At 40.7% G+C, this 14692-nt stretch carries 19 protein-coding genes and 1 riboswitch; of the genes, 4 read left to right on the plus strand and 15 right to left on the minus strand.

Annotated features, from left to right (window positions below; all coding sequences use genetic code 11):
- Positions 1 to 27 precede the first annotated feature (27 nt).
- The 8 genes from ACUXV2_RS12105 to ACUXV2_RS12140 form a co-directional block, all read right to left on the minus strand.
- Entirely contained in the window at positions 28 to 993 is a 966-nt protein-coding gene (locus ACUXV2_RS12105; RefSeq protein WP_446243459.1) for a YpdA family putative bacillithiol disulfide reductase, read from the minus strand.
- 231 nt (positions 994 to 1224) lie between these two features.
- Positions 1225 to 2502, minus strand: coding sequence for a Glu/Leu/Phe/Val family dehydrogenase (locus tag ACUXV2_RS12110; protein WP_446243460.1), 1278 nt, complete (start codon positions 2500 to 2502; stop codon positions 1225 to 1227).
- The gene (locus tag ACUXV2_RS12115; protein WP_446243461.1) at positions 2462 to 2668 is read right to left on the minus strand and encodes a hypothetical protein; all 207 of its coding nucleotides are present in this window, start codon (positions 2666 to 2668) and stop codon (positions 2462 to 2464) included. Before ACUXV2_RS12115 ends, ACUXV2_RS12110 begins: the two co-directional genes overlap by 41 nt.
- Before the next feature lie 189 nt (positions 2669 to 2857).
- Entirely contained in the window at positions 2858 to 3451 is a 594-nt protein-coding gene (locus tag ACUXV2_RS12120) for an adaptor protein MecA (protein ID WP_446243462.1), read from the minus strand.
- A gap of 72 nt (positions 3452 to 3523) precedes the next feature.
- The gene (locus ACUXV2_RS12125; RefSeq protein ID WP_446243463.1) at positions 3524 to 4432 is read right to left on the minus strand and encodes a MerR family transcriptional regulator; all 909 of its coding nucleotides are present in this window, start codon (positions 4430 to 4432) and stop codon (positions 3524 to 3526) included.
- A 221-nt stretch (positions 4433 to 4653) separates the two neighbouring features.
- Positions 4654 to 5421: a metallophosphoesterase gene (locus ACUXV2_RS12130; protein WP_446243464.1), complete on the minus strand. Its 768-nt coding sequence runs from the start codon at positions 5419 to 5421 to the stop codon at positions 4654 to 4656.
- Positions 5414 to 5797 carry a hypothetical protein gene (locus ACUXV2_RS12135; RefSeq protein ID WP_446243465.1) on the minus strand — a complete coding sequence of 128 codons (384 nt, stop codon included), beginning with the start codon at positions 5795 to 5797 and terminating at the stop codon, positions 5414 to 5416. Before ACUXV2_RS12135 ends, ACUXV2_RS12130 begins: the two co-directional genes overlap by 8 nt.
- Before the next feature lie 65 nt (positions 5798 to 5862).
- Positions 5863 to 6498 (minus strand): CBS domain-containing protein, encoded by a 636-nt coding sequence (locus ACUXV2_RS12140; protein WP_446243466.1) that lies wholly within the window; start codon positions 6496 to 6498, stop codon positions 5863 to 5865.
- 153 nt (positions 6499 to 6651) lie between these two features.
- Between ACUXV2_RS12140 and ACUXV2_RS12145 the strand changes: the two genes are divergently transcribed.
- The 3 genes from ACUXV2_RS12145 to ACUXV2_RS12155 are packed head-to-tail and all read left to right on the plus strand — an operon-like array spanning position 6652 to position 7735.
- Positions 6652 to 6873, plus strand: coding sequence for a spore coat associated protein CotJA (locus ACUXV2_RS12145; RefSeq protein WP_446243467.1), 222 nt, complete (start codon positions 6652 to 6654; stop codon positions 6871 to 6873).
- Positions 6874 to 6877: 4 nt separating this feature from the next.
- Positions 6878 to 7138, plus strand: coding sequence for a spore coat protein CotJB (locus tag ACUXV2_RS12150; RefSeq protein ID WP_446243468.1), 261 nt, complete (start codon positions 6878 to 6880; stop codon positions 7136 to 7138).
- Between the two features lie 27 nt (positions 7139 to 7165).
- Complete coding sequence (locus ACUXV2_RS12155) at positions 7166 to 7735, plus strand: manganese catalase family protein (protein WP_446243469.1); 570 nt, start codon at positions 7166 to 7168, stop codon at positions 7733 to 7735.
- Between the two features lie 119 nt (positions 7736 to 7854).
- Here the strand turns inward: ACUXV2_RS12155 and ACUXV2_RS12160 are convergent, their stop codons facing one another.
- The 5 genes from ACUXV2_RS12160 to ACUXV2_RS12180 form a co-directional block, all read right to left on the minus strand.
- A complete protein-coding gene (locus tag ACUXV2_RS12160; protein ID WP_446243470.1) occupies positions 7855 to 8310 on the minus strand; it encodes a YpbF family protein in 456 nt (151 codons plus the stop codon).
- A gap of 122 nt (positions 8311 to 8432) precedes the next feature.
- Positions 8433 to 9128 carry a LysM peptidoglycan-binding domain-containing protein gene (locus ACUXV2_RS12165; RefSeq protein ID WP_446243471.1) on the minus strand — a complete coding sequence of 232 codons (696 nt, stop codon included), beginning with the start codon at positions 9126 to 9128 and terminating at the stop codon, positions 8433 to 8435.
- The gene (locus ACUXV2_RS12170) at positions 9125 to 9715 is read right to left on the minus strand and encodes a CPBP family intramembrane glutamic endopeptidase (protein ID WP_446243472.1); all 591 of its coding nucleotides are present in this window, start codon (positions 9713 to 9715) and stop codon (positions 9125 to 9127) included. Before ACUXV2_RS12170 ends, ACUXV2_RS12165 begins: the two co-directional genes overlap by 4 nt.
- 9 nt (positions 9716 to 9724) lie before the next feature.
- Complete coding sequence (locus ACUXV2_RS12175) at positions 9725 to 11188, minus strand: RecQ family ATP-dependent DNA helicase (RefSeq protein WP_446243473.1); 1464 nt, start codon at positions 11186 to 11188, stop codon at positions 9725 to 9727.
- Complete coding sequence (locus ACUXV2_RS12180; protein WP_446243474.1) at positions 11166 to 12236, minus strand: helix-turn-helix domain-containing protein; 1071 nt, start codon at positions 12234 to 12236, stop codon at positions 11166 to 11168. The genes ACUXV2_RS12175 and ACUXV2_RS12180 overlap by 23 nt, the downstream gene beginning before the upstream one ends.
- A gap of 226 nt (positions 12237 to 12462) precedes the next feature.
- On the opposite strand from ACUXV2_RS12180, the gene ACUXV2_RS12185 reads away from it, so the two are divergent.
- The gene (locus tag ACUXV2_RS12185) at positions 12463 to 12711 is read left to right on the plus strand and encodes a ferredoxin (protein WP_048005917.1); all 249 of its coding nucleotides are present in this window, start codon (positions 12463 to 12465) and stop codon (positions 12709 to 12711) included.
- Positions 12712 to 12819: 108 nt separating this feature from the next.
- Here the strand turns inward: ACUXV2_RS12185 and ACUXV2_RS12190 are convergent, their stop codons facing one another.
- Positions 12820 to 13389, minus strand: coding sequence for an ECF transporter S component (locus ACUXV2_RS12190; RefSeq protein ID WP_446243475.1), 570 nt, complete (start codon positions 13387 to 13389; stop codon positions 12820 to 12822).
- A 156-nt stretch (positions 13390 to 13545) separates the two neighbouring features.
- Positions 13546 to 13681, minus strand: a riboswitch (FMN riboswitch).
- A 75-nt stretch (positions 13682 to 13756) separates the two neighbouring features.
- Positions 13757 to 14677 (minus strand): peptidoglycan DD-metalloendopeptidase family protein, encoded by a 921-nt coding sequence (locus ACUXV2_RS12195; RefSeq protein ID WP_446243476.1) that lies wholly within the window; start codon positions 14675 to 14677, stop codon positions 13757 to 13759.
- Positions 14678 to 14692: the final 15 nt, after the last annotated feature.

A 14692-nucleotide genomic window follows, 5' to 3' on the forward strand; every position in this document is an offset into this window, starting at 1 on the left:
AAAGAGCCCGCAAGTGCGGGCTCTTTCTTACTTTTGTTTTTCTTTAATAGATTTTGCAATCAATCCGCCATGATGCCGTCCGTTTTCAATGAATATTTCATTCGCATTATTACCTGCAGCAATCACACCTGCCACATATACACCTTCTACATTCGTCTCCATCGTATCAGGATCGAATGCAGGTCTGCCGCTCTCCTTGTCAATACTTATCCCCATTTTGGTAAGAAAACTATGATCAGGATGGTATCCCGTCATGGCAAAAACAAAATCATTCTTTATTTCTTTCATTTCACCTTCAACAGCATAAAGAACTGCATCATCCTTTATTTCTTCCAGATGTGCATTAAACTCCATCTTTATTTCACCATTACGCACAAGGGCATCGAAATTAGGAAGGATCCATGGTTTAACGCTTTTGGAATATTCGCTGCCGCGATAAAGGACAGTTACTCTTGCACCCGCTTTATTTAACTCCAACGCCGCGTCCACTGCTGAATTTTTCCCGCCGATTACTATCACATCCGTATCGAAGAAAGGATGGGCTTCTTTAAAATAATGGAAGACTTTCTCTTTGTCTTCGCCAGGGATGCCCATGAAATTCGGATTATCATAATAACCTGTCGCAATGATGACGTGCTCTGCCCGATAGGTTTCTTTGGACGTGCTTATGATAAACGAATCTTCCTTCTTCTCGACTTTATTCACCTTTTCGAAGCGATTGATTCTCACATCTTTTCGCTTAGCCACTTCACGATAATAAACAAGGGCTTGGTTCCGCCGGGGTTTGTGTTCTTCAATAACGAACGGAACATCGCCGATCTCCAGCTTTTCACTCGAAGAAAAGAAGGTTTGATGCGTAGGATAATTGTAAATCGCGTTGACGATATTTCCTTTTTCAATGATTAAAGGATCGATCCCCTGTTTTTTAAGGTGAATCGCCGCTGATAACCCACAAGGGCCCCCGCCGACGATGATGCATTCTTCATTTCTCAACTTCAGGCACTCCTTCGTATTGCTTTATATCTCTAAAAGATACTATTCGTTTAATTTCTAATGAAACATTCTCCTTTGATTATTATGGAGTAATTTTTTTCATAGGTCAAAGCAACAGTTCTATTCCTGCCAAGAAGGAATAGAAACTTCATAAGAAACCGACACATCATAAAACATAAAAAAGGACGGGAAGCCCCATCCTTTTTGTATTGAAAGATATTAATATTTACCTTAAATCCACCCTCTGAAACGGGAGGCTTCTGCCATTTTCCTTACACCGACCATGTAGGCGGCAAGTCTCATGTCCACCCGTCTTGATTGAGAGGTCTCGTATACGTTGTTAAATGAATTAACTAAAATCTTCTCGAGTTTTTCTTCCACTTCTTCTTCCGTCCAATAATACCCCTGGTTGTTTTGGACCCATTCAAAGTAGGAGACTGTGACTCCACCTGAAGATGCGAGAACATCAGGTACGAGTAAAATATCTCTTTCAGTCAGGATCTTCGTTGCATCCAATGTCGTAGGACCGTTAGCTGCTTCTACTACGATGCTGGCTCTGATGTTGTGCGCGTTATGTTCAGTGATTTGATTCTCGATCGCCGCAGGGACGAGTATATCACAATCAAGTTCCAGTAGTTCCTGGTTCGTGATTGTATTATTAAATAATTTTGTCACCGTTCCGAAGCTGTCTCTCCGGTCTAACAGATAGTCGATATCCAATCCTTCTTCATCATGAAGCCCGCCATATGCATCTGAGATACCAATGATCTTGGCACCTGCATCATGCATGAATTTCGCCAGGAAACTGCCTGCATTACCGAAACCTTGAACAACGACACGGGCTCCTTCAAGTTTTATTCCTTTTTTCTTGGCTGCTTCACGGATGCATATCGTCACACCTTTTGCCGTAGCCGTTTCCCTGCCGTGAGATCCCCCCAATACCAGGGGTTTCCCGGTAATGAATCCTGGTGAATTGTATTCATCGATCCGGCTGTATTCATCCATCATCCAAGCCATGATCTGTGAATTAGTAAAAACATCGGGTGCCGGTATGTCTTTGGATGGCCCGACAATTTGGCTGATTGCTCTTACATATCCCCTGCTCAGCCTCTCCAGCTCCCTGAAAGACATGTCGCGGGGATCACAAATGATACCGCCTTTTCCACCGCCATATGGAAGGTCGACAATTCCGCATTTCAAGCTCATCCAAATCGAAAGGGCTTTCACTTCCTTCTCCGTGACGTTCGGATGAAAACGGATGCCGCCTTTCGTAGGGCCCACGGCGTCATTATGCTGAGCTCGATAGCCAGTGAACACCTTCACTTTTCCGTCGTCCATCCTTACAGGTATTTTAACTGTCAGCATCCTTACAGGTTCTTTCAATAGTTCATATACTTCTTCTGGATATCCTAATTTATCTAATGCGAGATGAATAACCGTTTGTGTGGATTTCAATACATCGTTCTTTTCAGATGCTTGGTGATTTTCTTTCTCCTTCTCGGCTACCATGTATGTAAACCTCCCAGTATGATTCACTGTTCAGCGGACCCCAGTCCGCTTTCATGACATAGTATACACGTTTGATTTCCTCTTGCAAAGATAGAAAATCAAAAATCGATAACTTTTTTGAAAACGCTGTCATTTTTTCGGAAAGGCAGTCCTTCTTTTTATTCATTCCCTGATTCACCCTTTTAAAACAGTGAAAAAAGGAATGGCACTTTGCTATGTTGTATTTTGGTTAATGAACCTCGATCGTTCCTTTTCGCTTCAATCCTACAGAGTATCAGATCGCTATTCCGACTCTAAAATGGACAAAATAAAAACACCTTTAGGTATACATATCCTAAAAGTGATGAACGGACGTCTATGACGGAAAATACTTTGTCATTTTTTCCATCGTATGTTTGAGAATGATGGTTTGCCCATATTCCTTTAACATGTATTTGGTTTGATTGGATAAAGTACCATATTCAAGGACTACTGACTCTATCATGAAATGCTGGCTTCGGGGGATGTTCTCAAAAAGGAGGTAATATCTAGCTTCATAATGAAAAAAGCTAATCTCAAGGGTACCTGACTCGAACTTTTCTGTATGTCTCAGCCGGTTCAGGACATCAATGATTTCGTCCAGGTCATGAAAATGGAACAAGAGGTCTTTTTCCATGATGGGATGGAACAATTCGAGGTTTCCTTCAACATCAGAATAGTCCTCATCATCCAATTCCAGAGTAAGGATCATACAAATTTCTTCATCATCGAAAGATTCAATTTCTACAGTAATTTCCATTTGTGCTTCAATGCCGAATTTTCCTTGTACTTCATCCAGCATGTCTTCAAACAAATCATGCCACATCAATGAGTCTTTCCATTGGTCTTGCTCAAACAAGCCTTTTTGCTCAAGCTCCTCTACACTTATGGAAAATTTAATTTTATTATCGGAAATTCGCTCAAGTCTCATTTTCGTGCCCCCCAAGAGTGTGACGACTTACCACCATACTATGTAGGGGGCACAAAACAGTGCATAAAACCTCTATAATTTACTTTTTAACCATTCTTCCCATTCATCTTTTGTCTGACCTACAATATGTTCCCTGTAAGTTTCTTTCAAATCCGAAGGTAAATGGTCGATTGCAAATCCTCCCATTCCGATCTCCAATTCTTGATGGTCTTCTTTAAGAGAAGAAATGTGCGATAATAAACGGCTGACATTCTCCTTCATCGTACATGAGAAGAAGAGGAACTTAGGGTCCACTTCGTTTAAGACAACTTCGATATCATCTTCCTTGATGCTTGATCCCAGGTATATGACTTCAAATCCTTTTCTCCGTACATACAACGTAAAGATAAGCAGCCCCAATTCATGCCATTCCCCCGGACCGCACACAGCCACTACTTTTGGCAGGATCCCGTTGTGGGGAAAAGAATGCATGATGCTTCCGATCCGGGAACGTAATATCGAACTCGCAAAGTGTTCGTGCGCAGTGGTGATCTTGCCATTTTCCCACAGGTCGCCGATTTGCACGAGCAAACTTCCTAGTATTTCGATCACCACTTTGTCGATTGTATAAATGGAAAATGATTTATCGATGAGTTCATGCGCTTTGAATTCGTCAAACCCCAGCAGTGCTTTCAACAGCTCTTCAGAAATATTCTGAGTCCGATCCTGATGAACGGTTTCATTGATTTCATTTTCTTCCATTTCCTGTTTGTCCAATAATGCCACAGCCTGGCTTATGGTAAAACCTTGCTTCACTTTGGCAACCAGCCACTTTAAGATATGCAGATGCTTCTCTGTATATAGTCTATGCCCGGAATCGTTCCTTACCGGGGCAATGATATTGTACCTTCTTTCCCAGGCCCTCAATGTTCCTGGTTGTATTCCCAGTATATTGGATACTGCCTTAATATTATATTTTCCGTTCGTATTTCGATCGTTCATAGAAATCCCCCATGGTATTCGTTTGCAAAGCTCATTTGGCAGAATTTGCTGATGATTACACATAGCTTTCGTATATGCTTAAGTCCTAAAGAAGCACGTTTGCGCATTCTTTCATGCTTCTTCATCAACCTCTCCCAAAGACGCCTTAACATATGTACTTTTAGATTATAGTAGAGATTCCTGACAGTGTAAAATTTGTATAGGCAATGAATAGGTTTTGTTCATTCGGCATCTCTTTTAATCGTGAGCAGATGTGTTTCGGCCGGTGCCCCCAGTCTAAGCGGCAAAGCTGTAGTTCCATACCCATTGCTGACTAATAAAGTCGTTTGCGAAAGTTCTTCTATTCTCCCTTTCTTGTAGAGACCCCATCCAAGTATGCGGATCTGACCTCCATGCGTATGCCCGCTTAACATCAGATCGATTCCATCTTCTTTACCCACCTGTTTTACCAGGCGGGGATCATGACTCAATAAGATATTGAAACAAGACGGATCCGCCTTTGAGAGAGCCTGAGGTAACTCAGCTCTTTGAGTGCTTGCATCATCCACACCAATCAGATTGACGACTCCTCCGCGCAACTGAAGACTGACCGAGTCGTTTACAATTTCCCGGACTCCTTTTTTCTTTAACAGTCTTCTGAGTTCATCGGTATTCACTTCATAATCATTATTTCCCCAAATAAAATAAACAGACCCGATGGCTGCCAATTTATCCAAGTTCTCTTCCACCCTTGACAACGGCACCGCTTTTTCGGTCAGGTCGCCTCCTATGACAACGATATCCGCTTTTTTCCGCACATGTTCCATCATGTCCGCAGAGAGCTTTCGCTTATGTATGTCGGAGATGAAAAAAATGGTCAGAGTCACGTCTTCAGGGAATCGAGGAAATGTAAATAAATGAGTCCTCACCTCATTCCGATGGGCTTCATAAAACATAAAAAGGAGAAGAGCCCCTCCTCCCACAACTAAAACACTTATAATTTCAAGCATGATGGCCTCCTTGCCGACGCAAATCTAAAGAAATAATACCATAAAAGACCGCTAAAAAGGAAAAAAACAAGGTCTCCCACATCCCAAATAACGTCAGTCCATAAATCATGCATACATGAACAGGAACAATCATCAGTTCCTTATGTAAACTCCCTTTGAATAAACGGATCAAATAATAAAATTCTACCTTCATTAAATTACCTTGTACGATCAGTCCAACAATAAAGACGATTGATGCTGCTAAAAATTCAATTGGATGCAAAACAAGTTCAACAATCACATCCGAAGTATGATGTGATTCAATATCGGGAAACCACTTGATGAATAAATAACCCAAAACAAATGAACCAATCAATCTAACAGCGAAATGCATCAAAAAAATCCCTCCCATAAATCTTATGAGAGGGATTTTATTTCATACAGTTAATTTTTTTGGATGGATCACTCTTCTTCCTGAATATGTAGGATCCTAAATCCTGATTTCTCCAATTTATTAATAAACTTATCGATATTATCTTTCTTTTCAATCTTAAGTACGATCCGCCTTAGCAGTTTATCCGTCGCGTCAAAAGTGACGAGAGAAATGACGGATTCAGAATACTGCTGGATGATATCTCCAAGGCGGGCAATTCTGCCTTCTGTTTCTACAGATGTAAAAGCAATCCTTACGCCTTTCCGATCCATTCCGAAAGCGCTCTTGAATTGATCAAGTACATCGTAGCGTGTAATCAACCCAAGAAATCTTTTTTCTTCATCTATAACAGATAAAATCGGAAAGTCTTGCAGTTCCACTAAAGTATCTTCGAATACATTGCTTTCAATCAGGAAATTATCCTGGTGAATGGCAATGTCAATCGCTTTTGTTTCTTTGAGGAACGTTTCTCTTTCCATTCCGGAGAGGAAGAAACTCTCATAAATATTGTAACGGGTGACGACCCCTGCATACTTATCATTCGATAATACAGGAAGTCCATCGATCTTATGATGCTCCATTACTTCCAACGTTTTCTCAATCGAGTCATTTTCATTGACTACATAGCATTTGTGTTTTGGAATCATTGCATTTTTTACGAACAATTGAACCACCTCTTTGTTAATATCCTATGATTTATTTATTCAACATTTTAAAGTGATATCCCTTCTTTCATGCGGTTATTAATTTTTCTAACATGTTCTCATTTGTTCATTCATATCTTGTTACGAAGGAATTTCTAAACAGGAGGGATATTCGTGCATGAATTTTATAGAAGCTGGCACCCTTATGTGAGCCCTTTTGATCCTTGTAAACCTATAACAACAAAGGTTTACTCTACTCCTCCTAACCTCTTCTTGGGGTTTCAGCCGCCAAACCTGGAACAATTTCCACCAAAAGAGGCATTGAGAAAGGGGACATTATGGAAAGTGTTTTATGATCCCTACTACAGTCCCTATGAAAAAATGAAGGGAGAATAACAACATGAAGCAACTTCCTGCACATTATTACGAGATAATGGAGGAGTTACAGGCAGTCGACTTTGTCATACTTGAACTTACGTTATATCTGGATACACACCCTGATGATCACGATGCGATTTCTCAATACAATATGTATGTGAAAACGAGAAAACAAATCAAAAAGAAATTCGAAAAAGAGTTTGGTCCCCTCACCCATTTCGGCTACAGTTATTCCAATTATCCTTGGGACTGGAAAGATGCACCTTGGCCATGGCAGGTGTAAGACTCAAAAAGGGAGGAATCCATTCATATGTGGGCATATGAAAAGAAACTTCAATACCCTGTAAGAGTGAGTACATGCAACCCGACTCTTGCAAAATACCTAGTGGAGCAATACGGCGGCGCTGATGGAGAATTGGCGGCAGCCCTGCGTTATTTGAATCAACGGTATACAATTCCAGACAAGGTGATCGGGCTGCTTACAGATATAGGAACCGAAGAATTTGCTCATTTGGAAATGATTGCGACCATGATCTATAAATTGACAAAAGACGCCACTCCTGAAATGATGAAGGCAGCAGGATTGGATACACATTATGCGAACCATGACAGTGCATTATTCTACCATAATGCATCCGGTGTACCTTGGACGGCATCCTATATCGCCTCAAAAGGAGATCCGATTGCTGATATCTATGAAGATATTGCAGCTGAAGAGAAGGCCAGGGCAACCTATCAGTGGATCATCAATTTGAGTGATGACCCTGATTTAAATGACGGACTCAGATATCTGCGGGAACGTGAAATTGTGCACTCTCAACGTTTTAGAGAAGCTGCAGAAATCCTCAAAGATGAACAAGGCAAAAAGAGATTTTTCTAAAAGAAGGTCTAGGCGTTTGGTGAATCCATCTTCCGAACGCTTTTTTATTTGCATGGGCGAAAGTGCCGCCTGCACTTTCGGTTCATCCAGCTCCGGCGGCAAGCCCCTCCAAGGTTATATTACTTACTTCCATGGTAGAGATTGATGTCGAATTGACTTTTCATCTTATCGAATACCTGGTGACGTCTCTTCCAAGCTTCATCTTTCCAAAGGTCTTTGCTTCTGTCTATGATTTCCTTGCGGAGATCCTGATACTCTTTCTCTTTTTTCTCTTTCTGTTGATAAAGGACTTTCACCGCACCGAAAAGCCCTGCAAGAAACACTGATATCAATAAATGAATCGAGTCAGATACATAGACAGAAAACATCGTACCGAACGAATATGAGTATGGCTCCAAAATGGCCTTTGTTACATAATAAAGGAAGCAAAACGCTGTAAACATGGCTGTCCATAAAATATATAAGTGCAGCTTTTTTGCACGATCGAACTTTTGTTTTCTATCGACCAGGTTATTCAGCATTTGTTTTGTTGCCGGATCGGTCCACTCTTCGAATTCTCGGATAAATTCATGCATACTCTTTCCCTCCCCTCATTTCATTCTATGAACTTGTCCATTTGCATAGAATCTTCCCAACCGAAAAAATAAGCTTCCACGATATCCATGCATAAAAAAACCCCACCATAATGGTGAGGCACTCACGACTCCGAAAGTGGTATCTTTAACACTTGTCCGGCTTGGATTTCATTATTTGGGAGATTATTTGCATTTTTGATGACCTCGATTCCATTTTGTGAATGATAGTATTTCATTGCAATGCGAAAAATCGTTTCACTTGGCTGCACGGTATGATAAATGATCTCCGGGTTTGATTCTTGGGCTGCTTCCTCGTTACCTTCGGTCGTGGATTCAACTTTCTCAGGTTCTTCCACCTCAGCAGCTTTTGCAGCAGGGAGATCTTTTTCCCCCTTCATACTCTTTGCATCTTTGTCAGACTGTGACTTTTCATCCGTAACTGTTTTTTCTTCTTCGTCAGGCAGTTCAGCGTCTGTCTTATCCTCCGAAATAACTGTATCTTCTTCTTCATCCCCGTTCTGTTCATATCGAACTTCTTCTACTTCATTATTTCCTTCTGACAGCACAACCAATGGTTCATTGCGGTTATCAAAATATGAATAAATGCTAAATACGGTCAATGGCATTAATATAAAGAATAATAGCAATAGACTGATGAGTGGATATTTCAGCTTAACTTTGTTTTTTTTCTTTTTTTCACGATGGAGTTCACTTCTGGGCGGCAGAGGTTCCCTTTTTCTTGGAACAGGTTCCTCTTGGACTCTTTCAATCTTCTTTTTTAATTTATCTGCTTGATCACGAAATGGGTCTTTATTCATGAGACATCCCTTCTTTTCTTACTTGACTTAAAGCGCATGTACATCCCTAATAAAAAGTCAATTATAAAGTGCATCATTATAGTAACCAACAAATTTCCGGTCACTTCATAAATCATGCCGATCAAAAAACTCAACACAACAATATTCGTTATGAGGAACCAATGTGCCCAATATCTAAAATGAATAACAGCAAAAATGATACTGGAAAGAATAAGTCCAAGATGATATTGTATCACACCCCGGAATAAAATCTCTTCACTGACGGCAATAACAATCGCGAGCAGCGCGATCTCACCGATACTTCTGTCTGAAAAAATCCGCTCATTCACTCCGCCGTCATCGTAATATCCAGAAGGAAGGAATTTCATCAGTACAATATCCAATATGACGACAATCAACCCAACAGTAAGGCCGATTGTCAAAATGGAAGATGCCCACCGGAACTGACTTCCAAAAGTGGACCAATCTTCAAATAAGAATATACCTAATATAAAGGAAATCGTTAATAGTACTATTTGAGTAAAAAACAAATGAAAGGTTAATTGTTTTTTTGTGAGCTGTTTAATTATTTCGCCTTGCTTCTTCATTCACACCACTTATCCCATTAAAATTTTTTCCAACCTCTGTTCCCAGCCCAGCTCCTGTATATCGTTCACTTCTTCATAAACCTTCTCCCAGTGAAAATCCGAAATCTTAAATCCGCAGATGTCACAGCAATCAGTGGGTTGCTCTGTCATGGTTTCTTCAAAATAACGAAGGATGGATTCCCTCCTGCAGGAATCTCCCTGGAGCCACATCACCATTGATAAGAGTTTTTCTTTTTTATAGTTGAGCCTTTCATCCCGCAAATGCTTTATTTTCTGGATCAGACGAGCCCCGTCATCACCTTGTCCTTCATGTACATAGTGCAACAAAAATCTGTATTGAATATCCGACAGCTCCAAAGAAGAAGTCAATTCATCTTCAGAAGATGAACGATGAACTGTGACAAACCGTTCAATTTGATCATCAAATGGAAGCTCCCCTTCCATTAACTGCAATGGCAGAGAAAGATCCTGTTCGGTATATAATACAATCGCTGCACTGTTGTTACCGTCCCTTCCAGCTCTTCCGATTTCCTGTAAGTAGGCCTCCAGACTTGATGAAAAATGAAAATGAATGACAAAACGTATATTCTCTTTGTTTACACCCATTCCAAATGCGGATGTTGCACAAATCACACGCAACTTATTTGTCAAAAACTGCTGCTGTATGAGGATCCGCTCCTCCTGCTCCATGCCCCCATGATAGTGAGTGACTTTTTCAATGCCTTGTTCCCTAAGAACGGCGGCCATTTCTTCTGCAAGCCTCCTGCTGGAAAAATAAATGACTCCCGCTCCCTTTAAGGAAGCAGCATACTCAATAAGCTTCTTTACTTTTTCATGATGGGAACTGACCTTTTCAACATTCAGAGCAATATTTTTGCGGTCTACAGAATAAACGACCTCGACAGCATCTTCAAGCTGCAGCACTTTTTTAATATCTTCCCTTACTTCTTCCGTCGCAGTTGCGGTCAATGCTAGGGTCGTGGGATTTCCCAGTCCCTTTTTTATTTCACCCAGTTTTAAATAGTGGGGACGGAAGTCCGGCCCCCATTGGGAGATACAGTGCGCTTCGTCGATGACAAATAAAGATACCTTCAATGTCTGAAGAGTCTCAAGGATGTCCGGATTACCCAGCATTTCTGGAGATATGAAAATGAACTTGTACCTATGTATTCTTTCAAGGGCACGCTTCTTTTCAGGGAAGGGTAAAAAAGAATTAATGGCAATGACGTTTTTTTCGCCCTTCACCTTCATTTGCTCCACTTGATCCTGCATCAGGGAGAGCAACGGAGACACGATGACGACCTGTCCTTCGAGTAAATACCCCGGCATTTGAAAACATAATGATTTGCCGGTTCCGGTAGGAAGCATGGCGAGTGTGTCCCGACCGCTCAGAACAGATTGAATCACTTCTGTTTGTCCTTGTCTAAATGAAGAATATCCAAACCTCTTATTAAGTTCTTGAAGGAGATTCATTTCTTTCACCAGCCTTTGCAATCGCGATCCTGATTTGAAAATAAGTTAAATGGGGGAGTCTTTCCTTTATCGGTTTTAGTCTTTTCGTACCGAGTTCCTCCATTACGGAAGCTGCCTTTTGAAGTTCACCGGACGCAATGAATTTCTCTGTATCGAAATGTTCCTGCGTTAAGATGATTTCAATAAAATGATCCTCTATTGTATTTGCTTTAAGCTTTCTGATTCGTGAAATTTCCTCTATCGAATGACCCTGGTTATATAAATCGAATGTTTTTGAAGTCGAAAGAGTCAAGTTCCTCCGCTGTTGACTAACAGTACTTAACGAAAATAAAAGGGAGTATCCCTGTTTCTGCTCATCAACTTTCGCCAATACCCCATGAAGTAAATTAAGAAATCTAAAACGATATTCCTCTCCATGGAGATCCAGTTTCTCAGCAGTTTGAATCTCAGTCAAACCGTAATCCTGGAAACCTGTTAAGCGTAATACAAGCAGAGATGGATCTTCTTTTGCCTCTATATCACGTAATACACTATGAAGTTCCCTGAATAAGGTAAGCGCGAGCCGATCCCTGTCTGAGACACCCCTTAAGAATTTCTTTATCCATTCCTGGACACTTCTGCTGCGTTGAACAGGAAAATACGACGTTTCTTTATGATTCGTATTTGATACTACTTGTACAAGTAAATTCAACCTTCTCCAAAATAATAACCCCCTATCACCATATACCAATCCATTCATATGATGGGGGAAAAACATTGATGATTGGTGCTGTTGTAAAGCTTCTTCCCCTTTCTCCGTAAGCCGTGCCTTGGACTCTTCATTTAATTCGATGAATCGTCCCTCTGCTAATTCGTTGATCTTCTCATTGAAATATTCACGTGACAGATTGGGCAGTGAGAGAAAAAAAGGATGTAATTGGAATAAATGGGCGTCTTGTATGGATTGAGACGATTTTTTGCCTTTTAGAATATGATAAACAGAGTAGATGGATCGTTCACCATTCAACTGCCTTAAACAATATACTATAACAAAGTTTAAATACGTCATTGGATTGCCCCTCTGTTTTTGCAGGTTATTGTCAAATATTGTACCATGAAAATCATCTCTTTCGATGTTTTGTTTTAAACAGTTAGGATAAATATAATAAATAAAGGACCTAACTATTGAAATGTTCTACGTTCCTCTATAAAATATAAATTAGGTTATTTTTCTAATTAATTTTATGTATAATGAATGATTGATTATATAGAATTTTTTTCAGGAGGTTTTTTCGTTGCCAAAATATACAATCGTTGACAAAGATACATGTATTGCATGTGGAGCTTGTGGAGCTGCAGCTCCGGATATTTATGACTATGATGATGAAGGTATCGCGTTTGTTACCCTTGATGATAACCAGGGTACTGTCGAAGTGCCGGATGTACTTGAAGATGACATGGTCGATGCATTCGAAGGTTGTCCGACAGACTCAATTAAAGTTGCAGACGAACCATTTGATGGAGACGCACTAAAATTCGAATAGTCCATATATGAAGCGATCGATTCCGGTCGCTTTTTTTATTTCGATTTTTCTGCATTAAAAAAAGCTCCGTCAGAAAGAGCTGACGGAGCTTTTTTGATAAATTCAGCCTCAAGCTGCTCTCTTAACAGTAACCTGTTTGGTGAGCCAGCCCTGAAGACGAATGAATAATAGTAAGAAGACAATGGTAACCAGCGCACCTTTCAGAATGTTAAAAGGCACGATACCCGTAAGGATAATTCCTGCAGGAAGTTCAAAGTTCATGAAATACTTGTAAGCAGGAAGCAGGACAAAATAATTTAATATCCCCAGCGCTATGCTCATTACGATCGTTCCTGTAACCAATCCGGCTAATAACCCCTTCTTGGTTTGAAAACGGGAATATACGTAATAAGTCGGCAAAATCAGGAATACTCCTGCTGCAAAATTTGCAAAGTGTCCAATTGGGACACCAGTATCGCTGCCTGTCATCACATAGTCGATGATATTTTTAAACAATTCAACAAGTATGCCGGCAAGCGGTCCTAAAGTAATGGCGGCAATCAGCGCTGGTACATCACTGAAGTCAACCATCAGGAATTTAGGAAATGGTGGTATTGGGAAGTTAAAAAGCATTAATACATACGAAATGGCACTTAACATACCAATTGTTACGAACGTACGAGTAGTCATTTTTTTCATTACACTTCTCTCCCTTTGGAGATTCATCTCACTTAGAAGATCGTTCAGCCACGGCAGCACTAAAAAACTCCCAGATCATACTTGCATCCCGGAGTTTGAAAAGGCGTACCCAAATAAACGTTCAGCTTCCCATTTTCTAAACGTTTTGGCTAAAACCTTCATCTTCTCCCATCCAGACTTTACTGTCGGCTTTGGAATCACACCAAATCCTGCCCCTAAAGGCTCGCGGGCTTAGAAACATCGTTGTTTCATCACCGCCGGTAGGGAATTTCACCCTGCCCCGAAGACGAATCTTATTTTTTTATACAATATCATTATACATAAAACGACGTCAATGTAAAAGGAAAACATTTTGAATTCGAGGTAATCAACTTCCCCTCTTCACTCTCAGTCTTTGAAGCGGATAGATGGTATCTTTAGTATCCAGGCCGTTCAGTGTCCGCAACTCAGTCAGATTCAAGCTGTTTTTCTCTGCTATCGAATATAGCGTATCACCAGGTTTTACAATGTACTCTTCTTCTTTTCCCCCTTGTGGAATGACTAAGCGCTGCCCTGCCTCTATATGTGACGAGCGAGTATCATTAGAAGCTTTGACTTCTTCGACAGTCAAGCCATATTGCTTTGAAATGCCCCATAATGTTTCATTCTTTTTTACAGTATGTATTACGTGCGTTTCTGTTACAAGGTTACTCTTTTGATCATGGCGTTGTTCAGGAACCCCATTCATGTGTCCCGATGCTTCAATCGTTTGATAAGGATCCTGTTCTTTGGCAAAAACCAGTTGTCCGATTTCCCCTTGTCCAAAAAGTTCGAACGGATCAATTGCATTTATTTTATTCAGGGTCCACCCCCCTCTGTGTACTTCAAAATGCAAATGGGCCCCAGTTGACCTGCCTGTACTTCCGACACTTCCGATTTGCTGACCCTGTGACACACGCTGTTCTTCAGACACTCCCCTCTCATTGAGATGGGCATACACTGTTTCATACCCATTCTTATGAGAAATAAATACAACATGGCCATAGCTCTCGGAATAATACGATTTACTGACTATTCCTTCTGCAGCCGCATAGACAGGGGAACCGATATTTCCCCCGATGTCCATTCCTTTATGAGTACCCGAACGAGTTCCATACAGATCAGTAATCACCCCTTCGACTGGAAAAATCCATCCACCATCCGTTTCATTGGCCATTGCTTTCACTTCCTTACCGGTAAGGAACATGATACTTACACATAGTGCCAATAAAAAAACAATCAAAAACCTTCTTAGGTAATCTAAAAGCATGCTTGTCCTCCTTAA

This window comes from Rossellomorea sp. NS-SX7 (assembly GCF_052828565.1).